20 protein-coding genes are annotated in these 22,432 nt (G+C 69.8%); 7 read left to right on the top strand and 13 right to left on the bottom strand.

What is annotated here, in order from left to right; all coding sequences use genetic code 11:
* Positions 1-9: 9 nt before the first annotated feature.
* A complete protein-coding gene (locus ACWGIC_RS32500; protein WP_452079720.1) occupies positions 10-609 on the bottom strand; it encodes an alpha/beta fold hydrolase in 600 nt (199 codons plus the stop codon).
* A gap of 91 nt (positions 610-700) precedes the next feature.
* Here ACWGIC_RS32500 and ACWGIC_RS32495 point away from each other — a divergent pair, with 91 nt between their 5' ends.
* Positions 701-1,165 (top strand): phage tail protein, encoded by a 465-nt coding sequence (locus ACWGIC_RS32495; protein WP_452079719.1) that lies wholly within the window; start codon positions 701-703, stop codon positions 1,163-1,165.
* On the opposite strand, the gene ACWGIC_RS32490 is transcribed toward ACWGIC_RS32495, so the two are convergent.
* The 3 genes from ACWGIC_RS32490 to gltB form a co-directional block, all read right to left on the bottom strand.
* Positions 1,149-2,387 carry a hypothetical protein gene (locus ACWGIC_RS32490; RefSeq protein WP_452079718.1) on the bottom strand — a complete coding sequence of 413 codons (1,239 nt, stop codon included), beginning with the start codon at positions 2,385-2,387 and terminating at the stop codon, positions 1,149-1,151. The two genes, ACWGIC_RS32495 and ACWGIC_RS32490, sit on opposite strands and share 17 nt — an antisense overlap.
* A 395-nt stretch (positions 2,388-2,782) precedes the next feature.
* Positions 2,783-4,234, bottom strand: a complete 1,452-nt coding sequence (locus ACWGIC_RS32485) for a glutamate synthase subunit beta (RefSeq protein WP_452079717.1) — start codon at positions 4,232-4,234, stop codon at positions 2,783-2,785.
* Positions 4,227-8,759: a glutamate synthase large subunit gene (gltB, locus tag ACWGIC_RS32480; protein ID WP_452079716.1), complete on the bottom strand. Its 4,533-nt coding sequence runs from the start codon at positions 8,757-8,759 to the stop codon at positions 4,227-4,229. The genes ACWGIC_RS32485 and gltB overlap by 8 nt, the downstream gene beginning before the upstream one ends.
* Positions 8,760-9,320: 561 nt before the next feature.
* Between gltB and ACWGIC_RS32475 the strand changes: the two genes are divergently transcribed.
* Positions 9,321-9,947, top strand: coding sequence for a YigZ family protein (locus tag ACWGIC_RS32475; protein ID WP_452079715.1), 627 nt, complete (start codon positions 9,321-9,323; stop codon positions 9,945-9,947).
* Between the two features lie 36 nt (positions 9,948-9,983).
* On the opposite strand, the gene ACWGIC_RS32470 is transcribed toward ACWGIC_RS32475, so the two are convergent.
* The 6 genes from ACWGIC_RS32470 to ACWGIC_RS32445 all read right to left on the bottom strand — a co-directional run bounded on the left by ACWGIC_RS32470 (position 9,984) and on the right by ACWGIC_RS32445 (position 16,191).
* Positions 9,984-10,238 (bottom strand): hypothetical protein, encoded by a 255-nt coding sequence (locus ACWGIC_RS32470; protein WP_452079714.1) that lies wholly within the window; start codon positions 10,236-10,238, stop codon positions 9,984-9,986.
* A gap of 130 nt (positions 10,239-10,368) precedes the next feature.
* Complete coding sequence (locus ACWGIC_RS32465; RefSeq protein ID WP_452079713.1) at positions 10,369-11,295, bottom strand: phosphotransferase family protein; 927 nt, start codon at positions 11,293-11,295, stop codon at positions 10,369-10,371.
* A 40-nt stretch (positions 11,296-11,335) separates the two neighbouring features.
* The gene (locus ACWGIC_RS32460; protein ID WP_452079712.1) at positions 11,336-11,902 is read right to left on the bottom strand and encodes a TetR family transcriptional regulator; all 567 of its coding nucleotides are present in this window, start codon (positions 11,900-11,902) and stop codon (positions 11,336-11,338) included.
* Positions 11,903-11,972: 70 nt separating this feature from the next.
* A complete protein-coding gene (locus ACWGIC_RS32455; RefSeq protein ID WP_452079711.1) occupies positions 11,973-13,205 on the bottom strand; it encodes a cytochrome P450 in 1,233 nt (410 codons plus the stop codon).
* Between the two features lie 127 nt (positions 13,206-13,332).
* Entirely contained in the window at positions 13,333-14,751 is a 1,419-nt protein-coding gene (locus ACWGIC_RS32450) for an MFS transporter (RefSeq protein WP_452079710.1), read from the bottom strand.
* On the bottom strand, positions 14,752-16,191 hold the full coding sequence (locus tag ACWGIC_RS32445) for an FAD-dependent monooxygenase (RefSeq protein ID WP_452079709.1): 1,440 nt from the start codon (positions 16,189-16,191) through the stop codon (positions 14,752-14,754).
* A 91-nt stretch (positions 16,192-16,282) separates the two neighbouring features.
* On the opposite strand from ACWGIC_RS32445, the gene ACWGIC_RS32440 reads away from it, so the two are divergent.
* Positions 16,283-16,795 carry a MarR family winged helix-turn-helix transcriptional regulator gene (locus ACWGIC_RS32440; protein ID WP_452079708.1) on the top strand — a complete coding sequence of 171 codons (513 nt, stop codon included), beginning with the start codon at positions 16,283-16,285 and terminating at the stop codon, positions 16,793-16,795.
* Entirely contained in the window at positions 16,792-17,190 is a 399-nt protein-coding gene (locus ACWGIC_RS32435; protein ID WP_452079707.1) for a hypothetical protein, read from the top strand. Before ACWGIC_RS32440 ends, ACWGIC_RS32435 begins: the two co-directional genes overlap by 4 nt.
* On the opposite strand, the gene ACWGIC_RS32430 is transcribed toward ACWGIC_RS32435, so the two are convergent.
* Positions 17,187-17,939 (bottom strand): maleylpyruvate isomerase family mycothiol-dependent enzyme, encoded by a 753-nt coding sequence (locus ACWGIC_RS32430; RefSeq protein ID WP_452079706.1) that lies wholly within the window; start codon positions 17,937-17,939, stop codon positions 17,187-17,189. The genes ACWGIC_RS32435 and ACWGIC_RS32430 overlap by 4 nt on opposite strands.
* A 242-nt stretch (positions 17,940-18,181) precedes the next feature.
* Here ACWGIC_RS32430 and ACWGIC_RS32425 point away from each other — a divergent pair, with 242 nt between their 5' ends.
* Positions 18,182-18,631: a hypothetical protein gene (locus tag ACWGIC_RS32425; RefSeq protein WP_452079705.1), complete on the top strand. Its 450-nt coding sequence runs from the start codon at positions 18,182-18,184 to the stop codon at positions 18,629-18,631.
* Positions 18,632-18,729: 98 nt separating this feature from the next.
* Here the strand turns inward: ACWGIC_RS32425 and ACWGIC_RS32420 are convergent, their stop codons facing one another.
* Together ACWGIC_RS32420 and ACWGIC_RS32415 are read right to left on the bottom strand one after the other, a co-directional pair.
* A complete protein-coding gene (locus ACWGIC_RS32420) occupies positions 18,730-19,380 on the bottom strand; it encodes a response regulator (RefSeq protein WP_452079704.1) in 651 nt (216 codons plus the stop codon).
* On the bottom strand, positions 19,368-20,615 hold the full coding sequence (locus ACWGIC_RS32415) for a histidine kinase (RefSeq protein WP_452079703.1): 1,248 nt from the start codon (positions 20,613-20,615) through the stop codon (positions 19,368-19,370). The genes ACWGIC_RS32420 and ACWGIC_RS32415 overlap by 13 nt, the downstream gene beginning before the upstream one ends.
* A gap of 290 nt (positions 20,616-20,905) precedes the next feature.
* Here ACWGIC_RS32415 and ACWGIC_RS32410 point away from each other — a divergent pair, with 290 nt between their 5' ends.
* Positions 20,906-22,096 carry a cytochrome P450 gene (locus ACWGIC_RS32410; protein WP_452079702.1) on the top strand — a complete coding sequence of 397 codons (1,191 nt, stop codon included), beginning with the start codon at positions 20,906-20,908 and terminating at the stop codon, positions 22,094-22,096.
* A 3-nt stretch (positions 22,097-22,099) separates the two neighbouring features.
* Positions 22,100-22,315 carry a ferredoxin gene (locus tag ACWGIC_RS32405; RefSeq protein WP_452079701.1) on the top strand — a complete coding sequence of 72 codons (216 nt, stop codon included), beginning with the start codon at positions 22,100-22,102 and terminating at the stop codon, positions 22,313-22,315.
* Positions 22,316-22,432: the final 117 nt, after the last annotated feature.

Raw genomic sequence — 22,432 nt, 5'->3', positions numbered from 1 at the left:
CCACCGGGCTCAGCCGTCGGCGAACCTGGAGATCGAGGCGAGCAGGCCGTCCAGATGGGACTCGAAGCCGGGCCGGGGCGGTTCCGGGCAGCCGGGCAGCTCCGCGCAGCCGGGCAGGACCTGCCGGAGGGAATCGACAGTGCGGCGCTGGTGGAACGGGTTGTCCGGGACCGAAGGAAGCACGCTGACCGGCATCGCGAGAGCGGCCAGTTCGTCGTCGGTGGCCCCGCGCAGGGTCTGACCGCTCAGCAAGGCGTCGATGGTCTCCTGCCCGGCGCCGCGCGCGGCCAGTTCGGCGCTGACGTCCACGGCGGTGGCGGGCCAGGCGAGCAACAGCCGGTCGACCCGATCCGGAAAGGCCAGTGCGAGACGGACCGCGGCGGAGCACCCATTCGAACCGGCGACGACGGCGACCGGCTGGCGGGGCAGGAAGGTCGCTAGGTGGGCGGCTTCGGCCGGCCAGTCCGGTGCCCGGCGGAGGCGGTCCGGGGCCAGCACCGGGCGGCCGGTCCGGCGGAGACCGCCGGTGATTCCCGGCAGCGTCCAGAACCGGCTGGCGTCCATGTCGTCCCACAACCCGCCGTGGACCAGGAAAAGCGTGCTCGTCATCGGGTGCTCCCGGAAAGCGTCGCAGTTGCCGGACGGTCGTGCCGAGGTATTCTCCGGGCGTAGCGATCACCTCAGCCCGGGAGTGCGGACCATGTCCTACGCCGTCGATTTCACCACCGTTTCGACTGTCGGCCTAGAGTCTTCTCCGGTCGCGGATGCGCTCGCCGGGCTGCGGGCCAACGAGGCGCGCTACTTCAAGAACAAGTACGACCACGTCTTCACCGTCGAGCCCGCGGCCGACGTCCCGGAGACCGTGGACTGGGTGCACCGGATTCTCCGGGAAGAACGCGATCTCGTCATTTCCTCGCGGCCGCTGGAGGCCACCGAATTCGAGGTCGACGGCATCCGGATGGCTTACGTCTTCTACGAGAGCGGCCTGTCGGTCAACGTCATGTACACCCTTGCGGAGTCCGGCAAACGGGCCGTGGGGTTCAAGCTCTCCGACGGGATGGACGTCCCGGAGGAACTCGCCGACAAGTTCAAGTTCGCGCGGCAGAAGTCGAAGCTGGCCGGGACGATCCGCGGGTCGTACTTCGTCATCAAGAACGAGTACTGACCCTCAGCGCGGCACTGCGCAGGCACAGCAAGAGCGGCAGGGAACCGTCTTCGCGCAGCCGCGACGGCAGCCCGGACGCTTCGATCAGCGGTACTCCGTCCGCGAGTTCTTGGCCTAGCGCGGCCAGGTCGACTTCGAGAACGGTGACCCCGGCGCTGTAGAGCCGCTCCGCGCCCTTCGCCCGGCGGCTGGTGAGTTCGGCGCTGTCGACGGACAGCTGGGTGACGCCGAAGAATTCCGGTTTGGCCCCGCGTTCGAGCCAGCGGGCGAAACCGGTCAGCCGCGTCGACGAGATTTCGCCGGGCCGGACCGCGGCTTCCTCGCACAGTTCGCGTTCCATTCCGGCGCACACCGCGGTGTGCAGCGTCCGGCGAGTTCCTCCTTGCGCGGTAAGGAGATCCTGCGGTTCCAGGCTGCCGCTTCCGGACGGAGCGAGCAGCAGGCCGCTGGCCGAATTCCGGGCCGACTGGCGAACGACGACGAGCAGGCCGTCGGAGGTGAAAGCGATCGTGGACACGCCGGCGAGATCGGCGAGCGTGCTCGCGGCGAGGGTGCGAAGCGCGCCGGACGAGTCGGTCAGTTCCTCGCGGCGCAGGTCGTACTCACGGCCGTCGACGGTGTTCGTGATGCGCAGCGACGCCAGTTCATTCGTGCACACCGCGTCGAAAAACCGGGCGCGATGCAGGACGATCGGTGCCGGGCGCGCTCCGGTAGCTGGCAGTGGTTCGCCGCGCATGCCGACGATCGGGCCGTTGAACAGCAACCTGCCGCGTGCTCGCAACGGCAGCACGTGCGGCGCGGTGGCCTTCAGCTTCGCGGGCAGCCGGTACGGGTCTTCGGCGACGGTGATGCTGAAGGTGCTTTCGGCGAGCGCCGCGTCGATGGCGTCGCTGACCAATGCCGTGCCGCGGGCGGGAATCGCCAGGTACTGCGCGTCGGGATAGGCGCGCGGCGGGGGTGTGTCCGCGGTCGGGAACGGCGCGGCGATCGCGGTGAACTCGTAACCGGCCCAGCGTTTCCGCAGTAAGCGGATGTCCCGCACGAGGGTGAGCAGACCGAGCAGGAGCGCGACGATCGACACCGCGACGCCGAACGCGCTCGGCAGGATCGTGACCGCCCCGAGCACGACGCCGAGCGCGGACACGGCGACCGGCCATTCCCCGGCTCCGACGAAGAAGAGATAGTCGGCCGTGGCCCGGGCCCGGCGGGTCAGTTTTCCCATCGCCGCACTGTTTTAGCACGGGATCGGGGGCTGGGTCACCGGATCGGGAGAAAAGGTGGCTACAGCGAGATCGTGCAGTAGAGGTGGTGGCCGTCCGCGCTGGCGCCTGCGGCCAGGGCGGCGAGTTCCTCAGCGCGAAGCAGTCGTAGAGCACCAGCAGGGAATAGCCAGTAAAATCCATTGTGCCGCAACGAAAAATTCTCACCGAGTGTCCTCATTCGCCCAACGCGCCCCGAAAGGGACAGCGAACAGGCCGGACGCGCGATAAGAAAGGCGGGTGCGACGCCGTTGTCGCACCCGCCCGGCAAACGGGGCGCAGCGTGGCGACGGTGACGCGCGAGCCCCGAACTTGAACGGAGCGGGCGCGGCGGCTTTGACGCGCCCGCTCCGAGTCCTCAGGAGATCGGCCGGTCCGTCGGCGCGATCGGAGCCGGGAGCACGCCCCGGCCGGTCAGGAAGGCGTCCACGCCGGCCGCGCACGAGCGGCCCTCCGCGATCGCCCACACGATCAAGGACTGCCCGCGGCCCATGTCGCCCGCCACGAACACGTTGTCCACAGTGGTCTGGAAGTTCTTGTCCCGCACGACGTTGCCGCGCTGGTCCAGTTCCACGCCCAGGTCGGTCAGCAGGCCCTCGCGCTGCGGGCCGAGGAAGCCCATCGCCAGCAGCACCAGCTGCGCGGGCAGTTCGGTTTCGGTGCCCTCGACCGGCACGAACTTGCCGCCCTCGTTGCGCACCTCCACCAGCTTCAGCGCGCGCACCCGGCCGTTCTCGTCGGCCAGGAACTCCTGCGTGTTGACCGAGTACAGCCGCTCGCCGCCCTCCTCGTGCGCGGAGGAGACCCGGTAGATCATCGGGTACGTCGGCCACGGGTGCGCCTCCGAACGCGACTCCGGCGGCTTCGGCATGATCTCCAGCTGCGTCACCGACTTCGCGCCCTGCCGGTGCGAGGTGCCGACGCAGTCCGCGCCGGTGTCGCCGCCGCCGATGACCACGACGTCGAGGCCCTTGGCCGAGTACGGCGACTCCTCGAGCTCGCCGGAAGCGACCCGGTTGGCCGGCGGCAGGAACTCCATCGCCTGGTAGATGCCCTCGGCCGAACGGCCCTCGATCGGCAGATCGCGCCAGACCGTCGCACCGCCCGCCAGCACCACCGCGTCGTGCTCGGACTTCAGCTGCTCGACGGTGACGTCCACGCCGACGTTCACCGACGTCCGGAATTCCGTGCCCTCGGCCCGCATCTGGTCGAGCCTGCGGTCGAGGCGGAACTTCTCCATTTTGAACTCGGGAATGCCGTACCGCAGCAGGCCGCCGATCTTGTCCGCGCGCTCGTAGACCACGACGGTGTGGCCGGCGCGGGTCAGCTGCTGCGCCGCGGCGAGCCCGGACGGGCCGGACCCGACGACGGCGACCTTCTTGCCCGTCTTGGCGACCGGGACCTGCGGCGTGACCCAGCCTTCCTCGAAAGCCCGGTCGATGATCGAGATCTCGACCCGCTTGATCGACACCGGATCGTCGTTGATGCCGAGCACGCACGCGGTTTCGCACGGCGCCGGGCACAGCGTTCCGGTGAACTCCGGGAAGTTGTTCGTGGCGTGCAGCCGTTCCGCGGCCTGCTGCCAGTCCTCCCGCCACACCAGTGTGTTCCACTCCGGGATCAGGTTCCCGAGCGGACAGCCCTGGTGGCAGAACGGGATCCCGCAGTCCATGCAGCGCCCGGCCTGCTTCTCCAGCTTCGTCGACGCGAAGTCCTCGTAGACCTCTCGCCAGTCCAGCAGCCGCAGGTCCACCGGACGCCGCTTCGGTTCCTCGCGCGTGGTGGTCAGAAAGCCCTTGGGGTCAGCCATGTGCGGCCTCCATGATCGCCTCGTTCACGTCCCGGCCGTCCCGCTCAGCCGCGACCTGGGCGGCGAGAACGCGCTTGTAGTCCTTCGGCATGACCTTGCCGAACCGGTCGACCGCACTGTCCCAGTCCGCCAGCAAGGCCCGCGCGACGGCGGATTCGGTTTCGTTGTAGTGCTTTTCGATCGTTTCGCGGAGGAAGTCCACGTCCGCGGTGTCCAGCGGGTCGATGTCGACCATCTCCGGGTTGACCCGGTGCGCCGGCAGGTCGAGCACGTACGCGACGCCGCCGGACATGCCCGCCGCGAAGTTGCGGCCGATCCGGCCCAGTACGACCATCCGGCCGCCGGTCATGTACTCGCCGCCGTGGTCGCCCACGCCCTCGACGACCGCGAGCGCGCCGGAGTTGCGCACGCAGAACCGCTCGCCGACCTGGCCGCGGATGAAGATCTCTCCGCTCGTGGCCCCGTAGGCGATCACGTTGCCCGCGATGATGTGGTTCTCCGCGACGATCGGCGCTTCCTTCGGCGGCCGCACGATGATCCGCCCGCCGGACAGGCCCTTGCCGACGTAGTCGTTGCCGTCGCCATACAGCCGCAGCGTGATGCCCTTCGGCACGAACGCGCCGAACGACTGGCCCGCGGTGCCGGTGAAGGTGACGTCGATGGTGTCGTCGGGAAGCCCTTCGCCGCCCCACTTCTTCGTCAGCTCCGAGCCGAGCATGGTGCCGACGGTGCGGTTCACGTTGCGCACCGGCAGTTCCAGCCGCACCTTGTCGCCCGCCGCCAGCGCGCCCTCGGCGAGCTGGATCAGCGTGTTGTCGAGCGCCTTGTCCAGCCCGTGGTCCTGCTTGACGGTCTGGTGCCGCACCGCGCGCGGCGGCAGCTCGGGCACGTGGAAGATCGGCGACAGGTCGAGCCCGGCGGCCTTCCAGTGGTCCACCGCCTTGCGCTTGTCGAGCAGCTCGGCGTGGCCGACGGCCTCCTCGACCGACCGGAAACCCAGCTCTGCCAGGTATTCCCGGACCTCCTGGGCGATGAACTCGAAGAAGTTCACCACGTACTCCGCCTTGCCGCTGAACTTCTCGCGCAGCTTCGGGTTCTGCGTCGCGACGCCGACGGGACAGGTGTCCAGGTGGCACACGCGCATCATGATGCAGCCCGACACCACCAGCGGCGCGGTCGCGAAACCGAACTCCTCGGCGCCGAGGAGCATCGCGATCATGACGTCGCGGCCGGTCTTGAGCTGGCCGTCGGTCTGCACCACGATCCGGTCGCGCAGCCGGTTGGCCAGCAGCGTCTGCTGCGTTTCGGCCAGGCCCAGCTCCCACGGTCCGCCCGCGTGCTTGATCGAGGACAGCGGCGACGCGCCGGTGCCGCCGTCGTGGCCGGAGATCAGCACGACGTCCGCGTGCGCCTTGGACACGCCCGCGGCGACCGTGCCGACGCCCACCTCGGACACGAGCTTCACGTGGATGCGCGCGTCCGGGTTGGCGTTCTTGAGGTCGTGGATCAGCTGCGCCAAGTCCTCAATGGAGTAGATGTCGTGGTGCGGCGGCGGGGAAATCAGCCCGACGCCCGGCGTGGAGTGCCGCGTCTTCGCGATCCACGGGTACACCTTGCCGCCGGGCAGCTGGCCGCCCTCGCCGGGCTTCGCGCCCTGGGCCATCTTGATCTGGATGTCGTCGGCGTTCACCAGATACTCGCTCGTGACCCCGAAACGGCCCGAAGCGACCTGCTTGACCGCGCTGCGCCGTTCCGGGTCGTACAGCCGCTCCGGGTCCTCGCCGCCCTCGCCGGTGTTCGACTTGCCGCCCAGGCGGTTCATCGCGATCGCCAGCGTCTGGTGCATTTCCATCGAGATCGAGCCGTAGGAGATGGCTCCGGTGGCGAACCGCTTCACGATCTCCGAAACCGGTTCGACCTCCTCGATCGGCACCGGCGTGCGGTCGCCGTACTTGAAGTCGAACAGCCCGCGCAGCGTCAGCAGCTTCTCGGCCTGGTCGTTGACCGCCTTCGTGTACTCCTTGAAGACCTCGTACTTCCCCGACCGGGTGGAGTGCTGCAGCTTGAACACCGTCTGCGGGTTGAACAGGTGCGGTTCGCCTTCGCGCCGCCACTGGTAGTCCGCGCCGGTTTCCAGCTCGCGGTGGCTCGCCCGGACACCGTCGACCGGGAAGGCCCGCACGTGCCGCTGCGAAACCTCCTCGGCGAGGGTGTCGAAGCCGACGCCGCCGAGGCGGGAAGTGGTTCCGGTGAAACAGGTGTCGATCACTTCGGCGCCGAGACCGACCGCCTCGAAGATCTGCGCGCCGGTGTAAGAGGCCACAGTGGACACGCCCATCTTGGACATGGTCTTGCGGACACCCTTGCCGAGCGCCTTGATCAGGTTCGTGGTGGCCTGCTTGGGAGTCACGCCCGGGATGAGGCCCCGGTGCGCCATCTCCTCGACGGTCGCCATCGCCAGATACGGGTTCACCGCGGCCACGCCGTAACCGACCAGCAGCGCGATGTGGTGCACCTCGCGCGCGTCGCCGGCTTCGACGATGAGGCCGACCTGGGTGCGCGTCTTCTCCCGCACCAGGTGGTGGTGCACCGCTCCGGTGAGCAGCAGCGAAGGGATCGGCGCGTGGTCGGCGTCGACCCCGCGGTCGGACAGCACGATCAGCCGCGCGCCGTCCTCGATCGCCTCGGACACCTCGGCGCGGATCTCGTCGAGCCGCTGCACCAGCGCGTCGCCGCCGCCGTTGACCTTGTACCGGCCCATGACGGTGACCGCCTGGAATTCCGGCAGGTCGCCGTCGTCGTTGACGTGCACCAGCTTCGCGAGCTGGTCGTTGTCCAGCACCGGGAACGGCAGCACGATCCGGCGGCAGGACGACGCGTCCGCGGTCAGCAGGTTCGGCTCCGCGCCGATCTGCGTGCCCAGCGCTGTCACCAGCTCCTCGCGGATCGCGTCCAGCGGCGGGTTGGTCACCTGGGCGAACAGCTGGATGAAGTAGTCGAACAACGGGCGCGAACCCGACGAAAGGGATGCGAGCGGGGAATCGTTGCCCATCGACCCGATCGGCTCCGCGCCGGTGCGGGCCATCGGCTCGAGGATGGTTTCCAGCTCTTCCTCGGTGTATCCGAACGCCTGCTGGCGCCGCACGAGCGCGGCGTGCAGCGGGACCTCGCGGTCGCGCTCGGGCAGGTCCTCCAGGCGGAGCAGCCCGGCGTCGACCCATTCGTCGTACGGGTGCTGGGAAGCCAGCTCGCCCTTGATCTCCTCGTCCTCGACGATCCGCCCGGCGACGGTGTCCACGAGGAACATCCGGCCCGGCTCCAGCCGTCCCTTGCGGACGATCTTCGCCTGGTCCAGCTCCAGCACGCCGACCTCGCTGGCGAGCACCACGAGCCCGTCGTCGGTGACCCAGTAGCGGCCCGGCCGCAGGCCGTTGCGGTCCAGCACCGCGCCGATCTGCGCGCCGTCGGTGAACGCCACCAGCGCCGGGCCGTCCCACGGCTCCATGAGCGTGGAGTGGAATTCGTAGAACGCCCGGCGCGCGGGGTCCATTTCCTGATGGTTCTCCCAGGCCTCCGGGATCATCATCAGCACCGAATGCGGCAGCGACCGCCCGCCGAGGTGCAGCAGCTCCAGCACCTCGTCGAAGGACGCCGAATCGCTCGCGCCGCGGGTGATGACCGGGTAGATCCGCTTGAGGTCGCCCGGGATCAGGTCGGTCTCCAGCAGCGCCTCGCGGGCGTCCATCCAGTTGCGGTTGCCCTTGAGCGTGTTGATCTCGCCGTTGTGCGCCACGTAGCGGTACGGGTGCGCGAGCGGCCACGACGGGAAAGTGTTGGTGGAGAAGCGGGAGTGCACCAGGCCGATGGCGCTCGTCACGCGCTCGTCGGCGAGGTCGAGGAAGAACTTCTCGACCTGCGGCTCGGTCAGCATTCCCTTGTAGACGATCGTGCGCGAGGACAGCGACGGGAAGTACACGTCGTCCTCGACCAGTTCGTGTTCAGCGCGCTTGCGCACGCAGAAGGCGGCGCGCTCGAGCGCGAGGCCGTCGAGATTGTTCTTGCGCCCGGCCAGGAACAGCTGGGTGAAGTGCGGCATGGTCTGCGCCGCGGTCGGGCCGCAGTGCGCGGTGTCGACCGGCAATTCGCGCCAGCCCACCACGCGCATGTCCTCCTCGGCGGCGATCCGCTCGATGGTGGTCATGGCGCGGCCGCGGCGTTTGGCGTCCTGCGGCAGGAACGCGGTGCCGACGGCGTAACTGCCTTCGGGCGGCAGTTCGAACCCGGCGACCTCGCGGTAGAAAGCGTCGGGCACCTGGATGAGCAGGCCCGCGCCGTCCCCGGTGTCCGGTTCTGCCCCGCGTGCCCCGCGATGTTCCAGGTTCTTCAGCGCGACAAGGGCTTTCGCCACGATCTGATGGTCTCGGCGACCGGTCAGGTCCGCGACGAACGCCACCCCGCAGGCATCGTGCTCGTAAGCGGGGTCGTAGAGGCCGTCAGTGGCCGGGGTGCTCGAACGGTGGGTCACGGCTGGCCGCCTCCCAAGGCGTTGGCGCGGTTTCTTTCGCTCCGGAGGGGGTTCATCACTGAACCGGTTAACGAAGTGGTCCGAAACCGCGATGGTCAGTCGAGAAGGGAAACCATCCGGTGCCTTCGCACTCGCGAGGCGCGGCACTGCGTCGCGATGCGTGGCTGACCGCGGCCGGTCGAGGACCGGGCCGGGTGCCGGATGGTTTGTCACCGCACGGCGATGGGCGGCGGAAAAAGGTTCTGCACGTCGCTGTACAGGCACACGCGCCGGGGTCGGTCGGCCTGGGTGGTGGGGGCCTTCCGGGGCGCGTGGTGGTGACTCCCGGGTTCGCCGGGTCTTATGACGATAGTGTGAATTCGCTGTGATCGACATACGTCATCGCGCTCTCGTGGGAAAGGCCACGCATACGTTGACGCCTTCCGGGGTACTCCCATATGTCGGGCCGTCTCTCCCGACAGGCGGTCAGCAATGGTGCTGACCTGCGTAAACCTGCCTGCCCTCCCGCTGTCAACCCCGCTCTCGCCGCTGGTTGACTGGTGGTCATGAGGGTGAGCGCCGATGACTGATCGTTATCTGTCCGTGGCAGTGGCCGGGATGCACGAGATTGAAATACGGCGTTCACGGTTCCTGTGCGCGCTCGCCCCGGTCGCGGACGAAGCGGCCGCCCGGGAGATCATTTCCGGCCGCCGCCGCGCCGAACCCGCGGCCCGGCACCACTGTCACGCGTTCGTCCTCGGCCCGGACGGGCGCACCCAGCGTTCGAGCGACGACGGCGAGCCCGCCGGAACGGCCGGGGTGCCGATGCTGGAGGTGTTGCGCCGCCGGGAAGTCACCGACACGGTCGCGGTGGTGTCACGGCATTTCGGCGGCGTGCTGCTCGGCGCGGGCGGGTTGATCCGGGCGTACGGGCAGGCGGTGTCGGACGCGCTCGACGCGGTCGGCCTGGTGGAGTACCGGCGGCTGCGGCTGTTCGACGTAACGATGGACTACGCCCGCGCCGGCCGCTTCGAAAACGATCTCCGCGCCTCGCCGTACGTGCTGCGCGAGACGCGGTTCGAGGCGGCGGCGCACTTCGAGGTCGGGCTGGCTCCCGGCGAGGAAGAACGATTCAGCGGCTGGCTGGCCGACCTCACCGGCGGCGAGGCGGTCGCGGCCGAGCTGGGCGAGGAGTGGGTGCGCGGGTAGCGGCGCCTTGTCTCGGGCGTGCTCAGGCGCGGAAGATCAAGCGGCGACCGGCTTTCCGTGCAACGCGCGCGCACCGGCTTCGGTGAGCACCGCGCGCACCCGCGCGCCGCACGCCCCGTTCTCGGCGGGCTCGATCAGCCCCTTGCGGACGAGATCGCGGACCGTGCCCTGGTCGCAGCAGCTCAGCCCGTCGACGAACAGGTCCGGTTCGCAGCTGCAGCTGATCTCCGCGTGCCCCTCGGCGACGGCACGCAGGGTTGCCCGCTCCCGATGGTTCAACTCGGCAGTCACGGCGGTTCCTCCTTCTGTCCCGGTACTGGCATACCCGGGAACAGTTCCAGTGTCCGTCGCGATTGCCGGATTGTCGCGTATTTCACTCCTTTTTACGGGGGTATGTCGCGGGGTGATTCCGGGGTACCCCTCAGGTGCCCCACCACGTGTCGGCGAGGGAGCCGAAAGTCGGTTCCGGGGGTGCCGGGAGGACGCTAAGATACCAGCGGAAATTGCTGTACACGTGCAGAAGCGTGTAGGCGAGGCACCGGCGGGAGAAGTCCCGGCCGAGGTCGCCGCCGCGGTAACCGTAAGCGAGCAGAAGCCGCCGCAAAAAGGCCGGGTCGCCGCCGGAAACGAACAAGCCCACCGCGGCGAACTCGTATTCCGGCGCGCCGCGCATCGCCGGTTCGAAATCGAACAGGCCGGTCAAGCGCCACTTCTCCCCGTCGCGCACGGCCATCAGATGGTCGCGCATGACTTCGGTGTGCAACGGGACGGTTTCCGGCGTTCCCAGCTCGACCGCGTCGACGAACTCCGGCAGCTGGGCGAGCCAGTGTTCGTCCAACGCCGTCTTGCGATGGTGGTCGACCAGCTTTTCGCGCTGCCCGGCAAGGAACGCGGTCCAGTCCGCTGGAGCGAGCACGGACAGCGCCGGGTCGCGCACGGAGTGCAGTGCGGACAGTGTCTCGCCGATCTTCGGGGCGAGGGCGAGCTTGTCCGCTGTGGACAGTTCCGGCCAGATCTGCTTGAGCGTGCGCCCGGCAAGCCGTTCCATCACGACGTACCCCCAGCCGTCGCGCGTTCCGGCGTGCACGACGCCCGGGGTCGGAACGGGGAGCTTGCCGTGCAGGACCTCCAGCATGGTGCGTTCGGTGGTCAGTTCGCTGAGATACACCGGCGGATAGAGCTTCAGGACGAGCTGGTCGCCGACGGCGTACACCGGCAGCGAACCGTCGGCGAAGGGCACGGGTTCGCCGGGCTCGCCGAGCGTCCAGAGGAGATCTCGGACCGCGGGCAGCAGGCCTTCGCGGGTCAGCTGCTCGAACTCGGCCACGGTGGCAGCGGGCGGGAACATGCGCCGACGGTAGCCACGTCGCTCGGCACTGAGTAGCGAATTACCGGCTGCGTTCGAGCAGGGTGCGCACGGCCGGTCCGATGAGCCGTTCGATCTCGTCGGCGGGCGCGGTGGCGAGCGGTTCCTTGCGGGTGATCGAGCGGACCAGCCCGATGCCGAGCAGCCAGGCCATCGCGAGGTCGGCGCGCAGTTCGGCGTCCGGTTCGTCGGTGAGCCCGGACAGCGCGCGGGTGTACTCGGCGTCGAGCTGTGCGCGCAGAGCCTCGTCGGCGCGATCGGTGCCCGAGGACCGCAGATAGGTCTCGATGGAGCGGGACGCCGAATCGCCGCGTTCGAGGAGGCTCCGCAGCGCCGCGGAGAACAGCTGTTCCGGCGGGGTCGTCTCGACCTGGGCCAAGCCGCCGCGCGCCATCACGTGTTCGAACAACGCGTCCTTGCTGCCGAAGTACCGGAACAGCAGTGCCTGGTTGACGCCCGCGCGGTTCGCGATGTCGCGCACCGTGGTGCGGTCGAAGCCGCGATCGGCGAACAGCTCGGCCGCGGCGTCCAGCAGCGCGGCTTTCGTCGCCGTCGCGTCGCGTTTGCGCGAAGGCTGGTCCGCGTCCATTCGGTCCCCCTGGTGTGCGCTGGTGTGCGCGACGAGGTTAACCCGACTGGACGCGGCTCGGCCGGACGAACTACGCAGACCAGGCGACCGGCAGCTCCTCGGGGCCGTAGACGAGCGTGTTGTGCTTATACACCAGCGATTCCTTGGGCACGGCCAGCCGCAGGTCCGGCACACGGCGGAACAACTCGGTCAGCGCTTCCTGCATTTCCACCCGCGCGAGCTGCTGGCCGATGCACTGGTGCGCGCCGAATCCGAAGGCGACGTGGGTACGCGGCGATTCGCGGGTGAAGTCCAGCCGGTCGGCGTGCGGATAACGGTCCTCGTCGCGGTTGGCGGAGTTCAGCGCGGCGATCAGCCAGTCACCCGCGGCGATCGTCTGGCCGCCGACCTTGACCTCTTCGGTGGCGTACCGCAGCACCCCGAACTGCACGACCGACAGGTAGCGCAGCAGTTCTTCCACCGCGCGCTGCGGGTCGGCGAGGGCCTGCGCACGCTGGTCCGGGTGGTCCAGCAGCAAGAGAGCACCGAGCGCGATCATGTTGGCGGTCGTTTCGTGGCCGGCGACCAGGAGGCTGAGGCCGAGCATGATCAGCTCGTCCAGATCGAGCGGTTCCCCGGACGCCTCGGCCCGGACGATGAGCCTGCTGAACAGGTCGTCCTGCGGCGCCTGCTGTTTGCCGGCGAACAGTTTCCCGAGGTAGCCCGCCAGTTCGTGGTACGCCTGCTGCGTGGTGTCGCCGTCCTGGTCGGTGCTGACGAGCAGGCTGCTCTGGCGCTGGAACAGCTTTCGGTCGGCGTACGGGACGCCGAGCAGTTCGCAGATCGCCAGCGACGGGATCGGCAACGCGAAGTCCTGCACCAGGTCGGCGCGGCCGGGTTTGGCTAGCATCGCGTCGAGGTGCCGGCCGACCTGCTCGCGGACGTAGTCGCGCAGCCGCTCCACCCGCCGGACGGTGAACTCGGCGACGACCATCTTGCGCAGCCGGGAATGCTCCGCGCCGTCGAGCTGGATGATCGAACCCGGGTCGACCTCGGCGTAGGGGTCCAGATCGGCTTTGACGTGCGCCGACGAGGCTCCGCGCGAGCTGAGCGCCGGGTCGGCGAGCACGGCGCGGACGTCGTCGTAGCGGGTGACCAGCCAGGTGTCGAACCCGGCCGGGCAGCGGATCCGCGACACCGGCGCGGTCTCCCGCAGCTCGGCGTATTCGGCAGGCGGATCGAACGGGCAGTCCGCTGGGCGGGCGGTCGGGAGAGCTGGGGTGTGAGTGGTCGGGAGGGCCGGGGTCTCGGGCGAGTGCGGCATGCGGATGGTGCCTTTCCTCCGACGGTGCGGGCATATTCCACTCTGGAGACGCCCGCGCCGCCGCGGGGCGGTCCAGCCGGATAGGCGACGGAAGGACCACAGTTCTGCCCGATTCACCCTGCCCCGGTTAGACCGGTTCGGCGATCGGCTCGTCGGCGAAACGGCGGGCGACCCGTTCGGCCCCTGCGCGCGCCCGCGCGGTGGTGGCGAGGACGGCGAGCACGGTGATGAGCGTCGTGCCGCCCGCGACGGCCCACCAGGCGGCGGCGTAACCGGTCAGCGGGGTGGCCGCGGCGGCGAGGATCGTGCCCGCGACAGCGACGCCGAGGGCCTGTCCGACCTGCCGGGAAGTGGACGCGACCGCAGCGGCGACCCCGGCCTGGGAACGCGGCATGCCGCTGACCGCGGCGTTGGTGATCGGCGGGTTCAGCAGCCCGAAGCCCAAGCCGAACACGCCGTAGGAGAGCGCGAGCAACCACAGTGGAGTGGTGGCGGACGCGGTGGTCAGCAAGACGGCAACGACGGTCATTGAGATCCCAGCGGTCAGCAGTGGAATCCGCGCCCCGCGAGTGGCGACGAGACGACCGGACAGCGGCGCGGCGATCGTCACGCCCACGGCGGTCGGCAGCAGCATCAGACCGGATTGCAGCGTCGACAGCCCGCGCACGTCCTGCAGGTACAGCGGCGAAAGGAAGAGGAACGTGCCGAACGCGGCGAGCCCGCACACGGCGCTGACCGTGGCCGACGAGAACGGCACGCTCCGGAAGAACCGCAGTTCGACCAGCGGTTCCCGGCGGCGGATTTCCCAGCGGACCAGCGCGAGCAGAGCGAGCACGCCGAGCCCGGCGAGGCTGACGATCAGCGGCGAACCCCAGCCGAGCCGCTGGCCCTCGATCGCCGCGGTGACCACCGAACCGAGCAGCACTACGACCAGCGCCTGCCCGATCGGATCCGGCCGGCGCGGCCGCGGCGCGTGCGATTCCGGCACGTAGCGCGCGGTGAGCACGAGCGCGGCGAGGACCACCGGGACGTTGACCCAGAAAATCGCTCGCCAGCCGACGCTCTCGGTGAGCGCGCCGCCGAGCACCGGGCCGACGCCGAGCGAGATCCCGACGATCGACCCCCACACGCCGATCGCCCGCGCCCGCTCGCCGGGGTCGGCGAAAACGTTCGTGATGATCGACATCGCGACCGGGTTCAGCATCGCGCCGCCGAGCGCCTGCACGATCCGCGCGGCGACCAGCCAGCCGATCGACGGGGCCACGCTGCACAGCAGCGAGCCGAGTCCGAAAAGGACCAACCCGGCTTGAAAGGTTCGCTTGCGCCCCAACCGGTCTCCGGTGGCGCCGCCGAGCATCAGGAAGCACGCGATCACGAGCGTGTAAGCGTCGATCGTCCATTGCAGACCATTGATCGACGCGCCGAGTTCGGTGCGGATGACCGGGAGCGCGACGTTGACGATGGTGTTGTCCATCGCGACGACGAGAATGCTGGAGCACAGGATCGCGAGAATGCCCAACCGCCCTCGCGCGGTATCGGCTCCCATTCAGTGCTCCGTCCAGCCGATGGTGATCTCTTCTCCCTCGGTCCACACTTCGGCGGCGTAACCGTCCGGGCGGACGAGGACGGCGGCCAGATCGTGCCAATCTCGGGTTGAGCGCACGACGTTCTCTTGCTTCGGGACGGCTGTGTCGCCGAAAGCGACGAGCGTGAGACGGTCCGGCCGCAGTGCTCGATGGAGGGTGCGGCCGTCGGCGAGCGGGAGGTTGGGCACGCGACGGCCGACGAGGCCGCCGTCTTCGGCGTAGGAAACATCCAGCCCGGACAGCCAGCCGCGCAGTTCGTCCGCGGTGTCGCCGTCGCGGCCGATGAGGTCGGACATCAAGTCCCGCAACGCTTTCCCGCCCGGAGTGAAGGTGACCATGAGCGCGGACTGGGCGAGAGTGTTCGCCGCGAGCTTGGCCGCGATCGGGCGACGTTCGGCGTCGTAGGACTGCGGGCCGTCGATGATCCGCCGGGGCGCGCGGCCCTGGATCTCCGCAGCGAGCTTCCACGCGAGGTTCGCCGCGTCCTGGACGCCGACGTTGAGGCCCTGCCCGCCCGCCGGAAGGTGGACGTGCGCGGCGTCTCCGGCGAGGAACACCCGGCCGGCGCGATACTGCTCGACGTGCCGCGTGGCGTCGCCGGCCTGCGAGGCCCAGAGCACTTCGGTGATGCCGAAATCGTCGTCGGCGAGCCGTTTGAGTTTCTCCCGGATTTCGGCTTCGCCGGGGATCCGGGCCTGGCGGCGCGCGGCTTCCTCCGGGGTGAGGCCAGTGTCGCCGGGTTCGTGGCCGAAAATGCGGTAAATGCCGCCGGGCATCGGAAACACGTTGTAGGAACCGCGTTCGAAGTTCCAATTGTGCGGCTGCGCCGGCGGGCGTTCCAGGCGGACGTCGGCGAGGAAACCCATGATGGACGCGGGTGTTCCGGGGAAGGCGAGGCCGAGGGCGTGCCGGGTCGCGCTGTGTGCGCCGTCCGCGCCCACGACGTAGCCGGCGCGCCGGGTGTCGCCGGTTTCCGAGACGATGGTGACGCCGTGCTCGTCCTGTGTCAGGTCGGCGAGTTTCCATCCCGGCTCGATCACGACGCCCTGTTCGGCGAGATGCTCGGCGAGCAGCCGCTCGGTCTCCGGCTGCGGCAGCAGGAGCAGGAAAGGGAACGAGGTGTCGAGCCCGGCGTAGCTCAACCGGTTCGGCAGCGCCGCGAAATGCGTGGCGGGCACCGGTTTTCCGGCCGCGACCAGGCGTGCGGCCAGCGAACCCTGCTCGTCCGGGACCGCATCGAAAATTTCCAGGGTGCGCGGGTGGATCGTCGTCGCCCTCGATTGCCCCGCGCGCTCCGGATCTGCTTCGAAAACGCGGACCGCGACGCCGGCCTGGTGCAGAAAAGCGGCTGCCGCCATGCCCACCGGCCCGGCTCCGATCACCGCGACCTCGATCTCCATGGTTCCCCCTTGGTGGATGCTCGTCTGGCGAACTCTCTTGACGTCAAGGTATTCTCGCACTGTCTTGATGTCGAGAGAAAGGGCCGTGCCGGTGAACGCAGCCCCGCGGGACGCGGTCGACGACCTGGTGGACGCCGTCCGGCGCGGCGGTGGCGACGAAAGCGTGCTAGGCGCGAAATCGCTGTCCTACCGGCTGCGGCGGGTCGCGCACCAGCTGGAACTGGCGATGCGCCGCGAGCTGTCCGCGCACGGGATCGAGTTGTGGGAGCTGGAAATGCTCGCCGCGCTCAAGCGCGCGCCCGAACACCGGCTGACGCCGGGGCAGGTGATGGCCGCGGTCGAGCTGACCTCCGGTTCGGTCACGCACCGGATCACCCGGCTGGAAGCACGCGGCTGGGTCCGCCGCGACAAAGACCCCGGCGACCGGCGCTCGGTGCTTGTGTCCCTCACCGAGGAGGGCAAACGGCGGGCGCTCGCGTCGTTCGGACTCAAGACGGAGATCGAACGCGAAATCGCGAAGGCTCTCGACCCGGAAACCATCGAAGTGGTGAACGACGCGCTGCGGCGGGTTTCGCACCACCTCAAGGGAAAGGACGAGCAATGAAGCGGGAAACCCTTGGCGCGGCGGCCGTGGTGGCGGGCGTGGCTGCCGCGGTGCCGTCGGTGTGGCAGACGGTCACGCACATCACCGACCCGACCTACCGTGCACCGGAGGTCCGCCACGGCGAAGGCCACGTGCAGTACCACATGGCGCGCGAAGTATTAATCACCGCAGGCGCTTTCGGCGCGGTGGGCACCGGTTTGGCGGCCGGACGAGACCGCTCGCCGGCACTGTGGCGGGCGATGGCTTGTGCCGCAGGCGGTTTCGTGGCGGCGATGTGGTCCGGCGGGCCGACGACCGGGGTGTGGGCACCGAACCGGAAAGCGCTGGCGATCCACGTGGCGTCGACGAGCGCGCTGACAGTGGGCGTCGCGTTGCTGCGGCCCAAACGTCGTTAGAGGAAGACCCGGGCGTTCTCCAGCCACGTCTTCGCGTCCTCGCCGATTGCGGCCAGCCCGGTTTCGTCCAGAGCGCGGCGCTGGGTGATGCGGAGGCAGAAATCCCTTGCGCTGCCCCGGATCCGTTGTGCGGCGTCGTCCGGACCCCAACCCCAGACGGTGCCGTCGGGGCCGGTCAGCTCGACCCGGATCGGCTCGGTCGGCAGCGGCTTTCCGGCGGCGTAGAACGCGAGACCGCGTCCGGCTACGCCCAGTGCGGCGAGGTGCTTGAGCCGGTCGGTCGGGCGGTGTTCGACGCCAACGGTGTCGAAGATGTCCTGTCCGTGCGCCCAGGTTTCCATCAGCCGAAGCGGCACCAGGAGCGTCGCGGTGGCCTGCGAGCCGTACCACGGAAACGCCTGGTCCAGCGGAATCTCGCCAAGCACCGCCGCCACTTCGGCCCGGCCGGCGCGCCACCGGTCCAGCAGTTCCGAACGGGGGCGGGCGGCTCCCTCGGCCGCGACGGCGTCGGCGTTTTCGCCGAGGACCGCGGCGAACTTCTCCGGGGTCCGGATGGCGAGGAGAACGTTCGCGTCGGCCGCCGCGAGATGCGCGATCTGGTGGCCGATCGTCCAGCCCTCGGCCGGGGTCGGTCTCGACCAGTCGGGTTCCGCGGACACGACCGCGTCGAGATCGTCGCCCTCGGCGAGCAAATCCGGCAACGCGGCTTCGCGGGGCACATCGGACAAATCCAGGCCGTAATCCAGCATGCGGTCCACGCTATCGGGAACGCCACTGCGGGCGGGTCGTTCGGGAACCGGTTATGGCCTAACGGGCAGCCGGTGACCTTCGACCCCGCGGAGAGACGCGGCAGCCCTCGCAGTGCCGCCGGATGCGGAAGGTGTACCCACTGCCACCGTCAAGCCGGATAAGAGCGTTACTGCCTCGGCGCCTCGCGAACGACATGCTGATGTCGTGCCCGAGAGGCGGGCACCGGAGGGAGTCGGGTGTCATGGCGAGCGGTGTCCAGCGGGTCCTTCCGAATGCCGCGGCCGTTTCGGCGTTCCCCCTGCTGCTTCGCCGCGCGGCCACGGCCCTCGCCGTGCTCGGGCTGGCGATGATTCCGTGGCTGGTCTTCCTGCACACCGAACTGCCGGCCACCGCTCAAGCCTCGCACTGGGCCTGGACATGGACGGGCCTGGACAGCTTCGAGGCGCTCGGCCTGCTCTGCACCGGACTGCTCCTCCGGCGCGGCGACCGCCGGGCCTGCCTGACCTCCGCCGCGACCTCGGCCCTGCTGCTGGCCGACGCCTGGTTCGACACGATGACGGCTGCCCCGGGTCCGGACTTCAAGCTGGCGGTCCTGATGGCGGTCTTCGCCGAGTTGCCGCTGGCGGTGGCCTGCGCGGTTCTCGCGACCCGGGCCTTGCCTCGGCGGGCTGCTGAGCGGAAGGGCTCGTGACGTGCCCGGCGCCGGCGGTCCGGGCCGCTTCGGGAAGTCCCCGGACTGTCGCGACTGCCTGGCGCCCTGGCCGTGGATCGTGCTCACAGCCGGGAAGGTCAGGCCCGGGGCGCTCCGAGGAACCGCAGCACGGCCAGGACGCGGCGGTGGTCCGCGTCGGCCACGGGCAGGTCGAGCTTGGCGAAGATGTTGTTGATGTGCTTCGCCACGGCGCTCTCGCTGACCACCAGCGCCTGCGCGATGCCTGCGTTGGAGCGGCCCTCGGCCATCAGGCCGAGCACCTCCCGTTCGCGGGGGGTCAGCCGCGCGAGCGGGTCGCTGTCGCGCCGCAGGAGCAACTGGGCGACGACCTGCGGGTCCAGGGCCGTGCCCCCGTCCGCCACGCGCCGGACCGCCGCCACGAAGTCGGCGACATCGGCGACCCGCTGCTTGAGCAGGTAGCCCACCCCGCTGGTGTTCGCGGACAGCAGGTCGGCCGCGTACCGCTCCTCCACGTACTGCGAAAGCAGCACCACCGGCGTCCCCGGCCAGCGCCGGCGGATCTCCAACGCCGCCCGCACCCCCTCGTCGGTGAAGCCGGGCGGCATCCGGACGTCGATCAAGGCGAGCCCGGGCCGGTGCTCCGCCACCGCCGCCAACAGCCCCTCCGCGTCGCCCGCTTCCGCGGCGACCTCGAACCCGGCCGTCTCCAGCACCTTGGTCAGGCCGACCCGCAACAACACCGAATCCTCGGCGATCACCGCGCGCACGGCAGCTCCGCGGCGACGGTGGTGGGCCCGCCGGCGGGGCTGCTGACGCGGAAGGCCCCGTCGAGGGAGCCGACTCGCTTGGCCAGCCCGGTCAGGCCCGTGCCGGCGGCGGCGTCGGCGCCGCCCAGCCCGTCGTCGGTAACGCGCACTCGCAGCACCTCGCCGACCTGACGGACTATCACCTCCGCGCGCATCGCGTTGGCGTGCTTCGTCGCATTGGCCAGCGCCTCGGAGATCACGAAGTACGCGACTGACTCCACGGCAGGCGAAACCCTCTCCTCCAGATTGACCCGCAGCCGCACCGGCAGGGGCGTGCGGGCGGCCAGCCCGGACAACGCCGCGTCCAGCCCCCGGTCTTCGAGCACGGCCGGGTGCAGCCCCCGTACCAGGTCATTGAGTTCGGCGATCGCTTCTTTCGCCTCGGCGTGCGCTTTCGCGAGCACCTCGCGGGCATCGCTCGGCAGGTCCGGGCGGGTGGCGATGGCCAGACCCAGGTTGACCGCGAGGGACACTAACCGCTGCTGGGCTCCGTCGTGCAGATCGCGCTCGATCCGGCGGCGCTCCGCGTCGACGGCCTCGATCAAGCCGGTCCGGCTCACGGCCAGCTGATCCACCCGCTCCTGGAGCCGCTGCGCCCGGCTGGGCCCGAGCAGGGCCGAGGCCAGCCGCGCCTCGGCCCGGGCCGCTGCCCGCGCGGTCCAGGGGAGGGCGCACAAGAAGAGGAGCCCCGCCGCGGTGTAACCCGGCTGCTCGGTCGCGTAGCCGAACCAGTCCTGGCGGATTCCGGTCGGCAGCGCCCAGGACCAGGCGTAGCCGGAAACGCCCGCCAGGCCCGCCGCCGCCACCGCGAGCACCAGCAATTCCAGCAGCGCGAGCGGCGGGCCCGCCAGGAGGTGGTAGCCGATCTTGCGCCAAGGCCGCGTCGCCGCGAGCCGCCGGGCGGCCGAAGCCCACGTCCGCTGTTCCGGCGCGGCGGGGGCGAACCGGGGGACGTCCACCCCGATGAGCACCCGGCAGCGAGCCCGCTGAACGGCCGTCAGCGCCGGGGCGCCGAGCACGACCAAGGCGGCCGACACGGAAACCGCGAGGAGCCAGTTCCCCGTCCTGGCGGCAGTCGCCGCCGCCCACGCCCACACGGGGGCCAGCGCCAGGTGCGGCAGCACGCCAGCGGCGAGAAAGCCGGTGTCCCGCCGCGCCCGGAGGACCGTGCGTCTCAGCCCGGCTGGAATCGTCATGGCACGACGCTAGGACACCGCATGAGAACGGTGCCAGGAAACCTGCGCCCGATCTCATGGTGAACCTAGTGCCAGCCGGGAAGGACCTGTCCGGGCGGAAGAGCGGACGGACGATCGGCGAGCACGCCGGCGGCAACTCGGCTCGCGGGCGGTGCGGTCAACGCGACAGCAGGAGGCACGCAACAGGGGTCCCGCGGCCTTCCGGAAGCTCCTGGCGGATTGACGAGCGGCCGACCCCGGGTGTAGGCATGTAAGCACCTGCTTACAAAGGGATCCGGGGAGTCGTTGGCATGACCACCACGCACACCGAACCGCTCGCCTACCCGTTCAACGAGGAGGCGGGCCTCGCGCTCAACGAGGCCTACACCGCCGCCCGCGAGAACGCCGGGATGATTCGCGTCCAGATGCCGCACGGCGAGGCCGCCTGGCTCGCCACCCGCTACGCCGACGCCCGCCTCGTGCTCGGGGACCGGCGGTTTTCCCGTGCGCTGGCGCAGGAAAGCGACGAACCGAGGATGTCGGAGTACCGGCGTCCGGGCGGCATCCTGTCGATGGATCCGCCCGACCACACCCGGCTGCGCACGCTCGTCGCGAAGGCGTTCACCGCGCGGCGGGTCGAGGAGCTGCGGCCGCGGGTCGCGCGGCTGGCGAACGAGCTGATCGACCAGATGCGGGAGCACGGGCAACCGGCTGACCTGGTCGATCTGTACGCGCTGCCGATCCCGGTCGCGGTGATCTGCGAACTGCTCGGGGTCCCGGTGGGGGACCGGCCGCAGTTCCGCGAGTGGAGCGACGCGGCGTTGTCGACTACGCGGCTGACGCCGGAGGAGTCGGAACGCAGCCGCGAGGAGCTGCGCGCGTACATGGCTGGCTTGATCGCCGAGCACCGCGCCCAGCCGCAGGACGACCTGATGACCGCGCTCATCGAGGCGCGCGACGTCCGGGATCGGCTCACGGAGCTGGAGCTGGTGGATCTGTGCGTCGGGATTCTGGTCGCTGGTCACGAGACGACTGCTAGTCAGATCCCGAACTTCGTGTACGCGCTGTTGGACCAGCGTGAACACTGGGAGCGGCTGTGTGCGGATCCGTCACTGATCCCGACCGCGGTCGAGGAGCTGCTTCGTTTCGTGCCGCTCGGTGCTGGTGCGGGGTTTGCCCGGTATGCGACTGAGGACGTCGAAGTCGGGGATGTCCTGGTGCGCAAGGGAGAACCGGTGCTGGTGGCGATTGGCGCGGCGAATCGGGACCGGTTGCAGTTCGGTACCGCGGACCGGCTCGTGCTGGACCGCGGGGACAACCATCACCTGGGGTTCGGGCACGGGGTGCACCATTGTCTTGGCGCTCCGCTCGCGCGGCTGGAGCTGCAGGAGGCGCTGCGGGCGCTGACCCGGGAGTTGCCGGGGCTGCGGCTGGCTGGTGATATCGAGTGGAAGACGCAGATGCTGGTCCGCGGGCCGCGGTCGATGCCGATTGGGTGGTGACGGATGACCTGGAAGGTCGAGGTCGACGAGGGGACTTGTATCGGGAGCGGGATGTGCGCGTCTCTGCTGCCGGAGAGGTTTGTGCTGGAGGGGGCTACTGCCCGGGCTGTCTCGGAGAGTGTGGAGCCGGACGAGACGGTGCTGGACGCGGCGGATTCTTGTCCGGCGATGGCGATTACGGTGCGGGACGGGGTTGAGGTGGTGGGGCCTCGGCCTTGAGCCCGGACTGCTTCGGGTTGCTTGAGCGAGTGTTGCGTTGGGGCACTCCGAAGCCCGAGTGTGTGACTACGCGCGGAGGGTGTTGGTCAAGGCGGGAAGGCTGCCTTGACCAACACC

This window comes from Amycolatopsis sp. NPDC054798 (assembly GCF_053611505.1).
This window is presented reverse-complemented; position numbering and strand designations above follow the sequence as displayed.

Coding starts and splice junctions, on each gene's coding strand:
- ACWGIC_RS32500 (WP_452079720.1), bottom strand. CDS start 609: ATGACGAGCACGCTTTTCCTGGTCCACGGCGGGTTGTGGGACGACATG.
- ACWGIC_RS32495 (WP_452079719.1), top strand. CDS start 701: ATGTCCTACGCCGTCGATTTCACCACCGTTTCGACTGTCGGCCTAGAG.
- ACWGIC_RS32490 (WP_452079718.1), bottom strand. CDS start 2,387: ATGGGAAAACTGACCCGCCGGGCCCGGGCCACGGCCGACTATCTCTTC.
- ACWGIC_RS32485 (WP_452079717.1), bottom strand. CDS start 4,234: ATGGCTGACCCCAAGGGCTTTCTGACCACCACGCGCGAGGAACCGAAG.
- ACWGIC_RS32475 (WP_452079715.1), top strand. CDS start 9,321: ATGACTGATCGTTATCTGTCCGTGGCAGTGGCCGGGATGCACGAGATT.
- ACWGIC_RS32465 (WP_452079713.1), bottom strand. CDS start 11,295: ATGTTCCCGCCCGCTGCCACCGTGGCCGAGTTCGAGCAGCTGACCCGC.
- ACWGIC_RS32460 (WP_452079712.1), bottom strand. CDS start 11,902: ATGGACGCGGACCAGCCTTCGCGCAAACGCGACGCGACGGCGACGAAA.
- ACWGIC_RS32455 (WP_452079711.1), bottom strand. CDS start 13,205: ATGCCGCACTCGCCCGAGACCCCGGCCCTCCCGACCACTCACACCCCA.
- ACWGIC_RS32450 (WP_452079710.1), bottom strand. CDS start 14,751: ATGGGAGCCGATACCGCGCGAGGGCGGTTGGGCATTCTCGCGATCCTG.
- ACWGIC_RS32445 (WP_452079709.1), bottom strand. CDS start 16,191: ATGGAGATCGAGGTCGCGGTGATCGGAGCCGGGCCGGTGGGCATGGCG.
- ACWGIC_RS32435 (WP_452079707.1), top strand. CDS start 16,792: ATGAAGCGGGAAACCCTTGGCGCGGCGGCCGTGGTGGCGGGCGTGGCT.
- ACWGIC_RS32430 (WP_452079706.1), bottom strand. CDS start 17,939: ATGCTGGATTACGGCCTGGATTTGTCCGATGTGCCCCGCGAAGCCGCG.
- ACWGIC_RS32425 (WP_452079705.1), top strand. CDS start 18,182: ATGGCGAGCGGTGTCCAGCGGGTCCTTCCGAATGCCGCGGCCGTTTCG.
- ACWGIC_RS32415 (WP_452079703.1), bottom strand. CDS start 20,615: ATGACGATTCCAGCCGGGCTGAGACGCACGGTCCTCCGGGCGCGGCGG.
- ACWGIC_RS32410 (WP_452079702.1), top strand. CDS start 20,906: ATGACCACCACGCACACCGAACCGCTCGCCTACCCGTTCAACGAGGAG.
- ACWGIC_RS32405 (WP_452079701.1), top strand. CDS start 22,100: ATGACCTGGAAGGTCGAGGTCGACGAGGGGACTTGTATCGGGAGCGGG.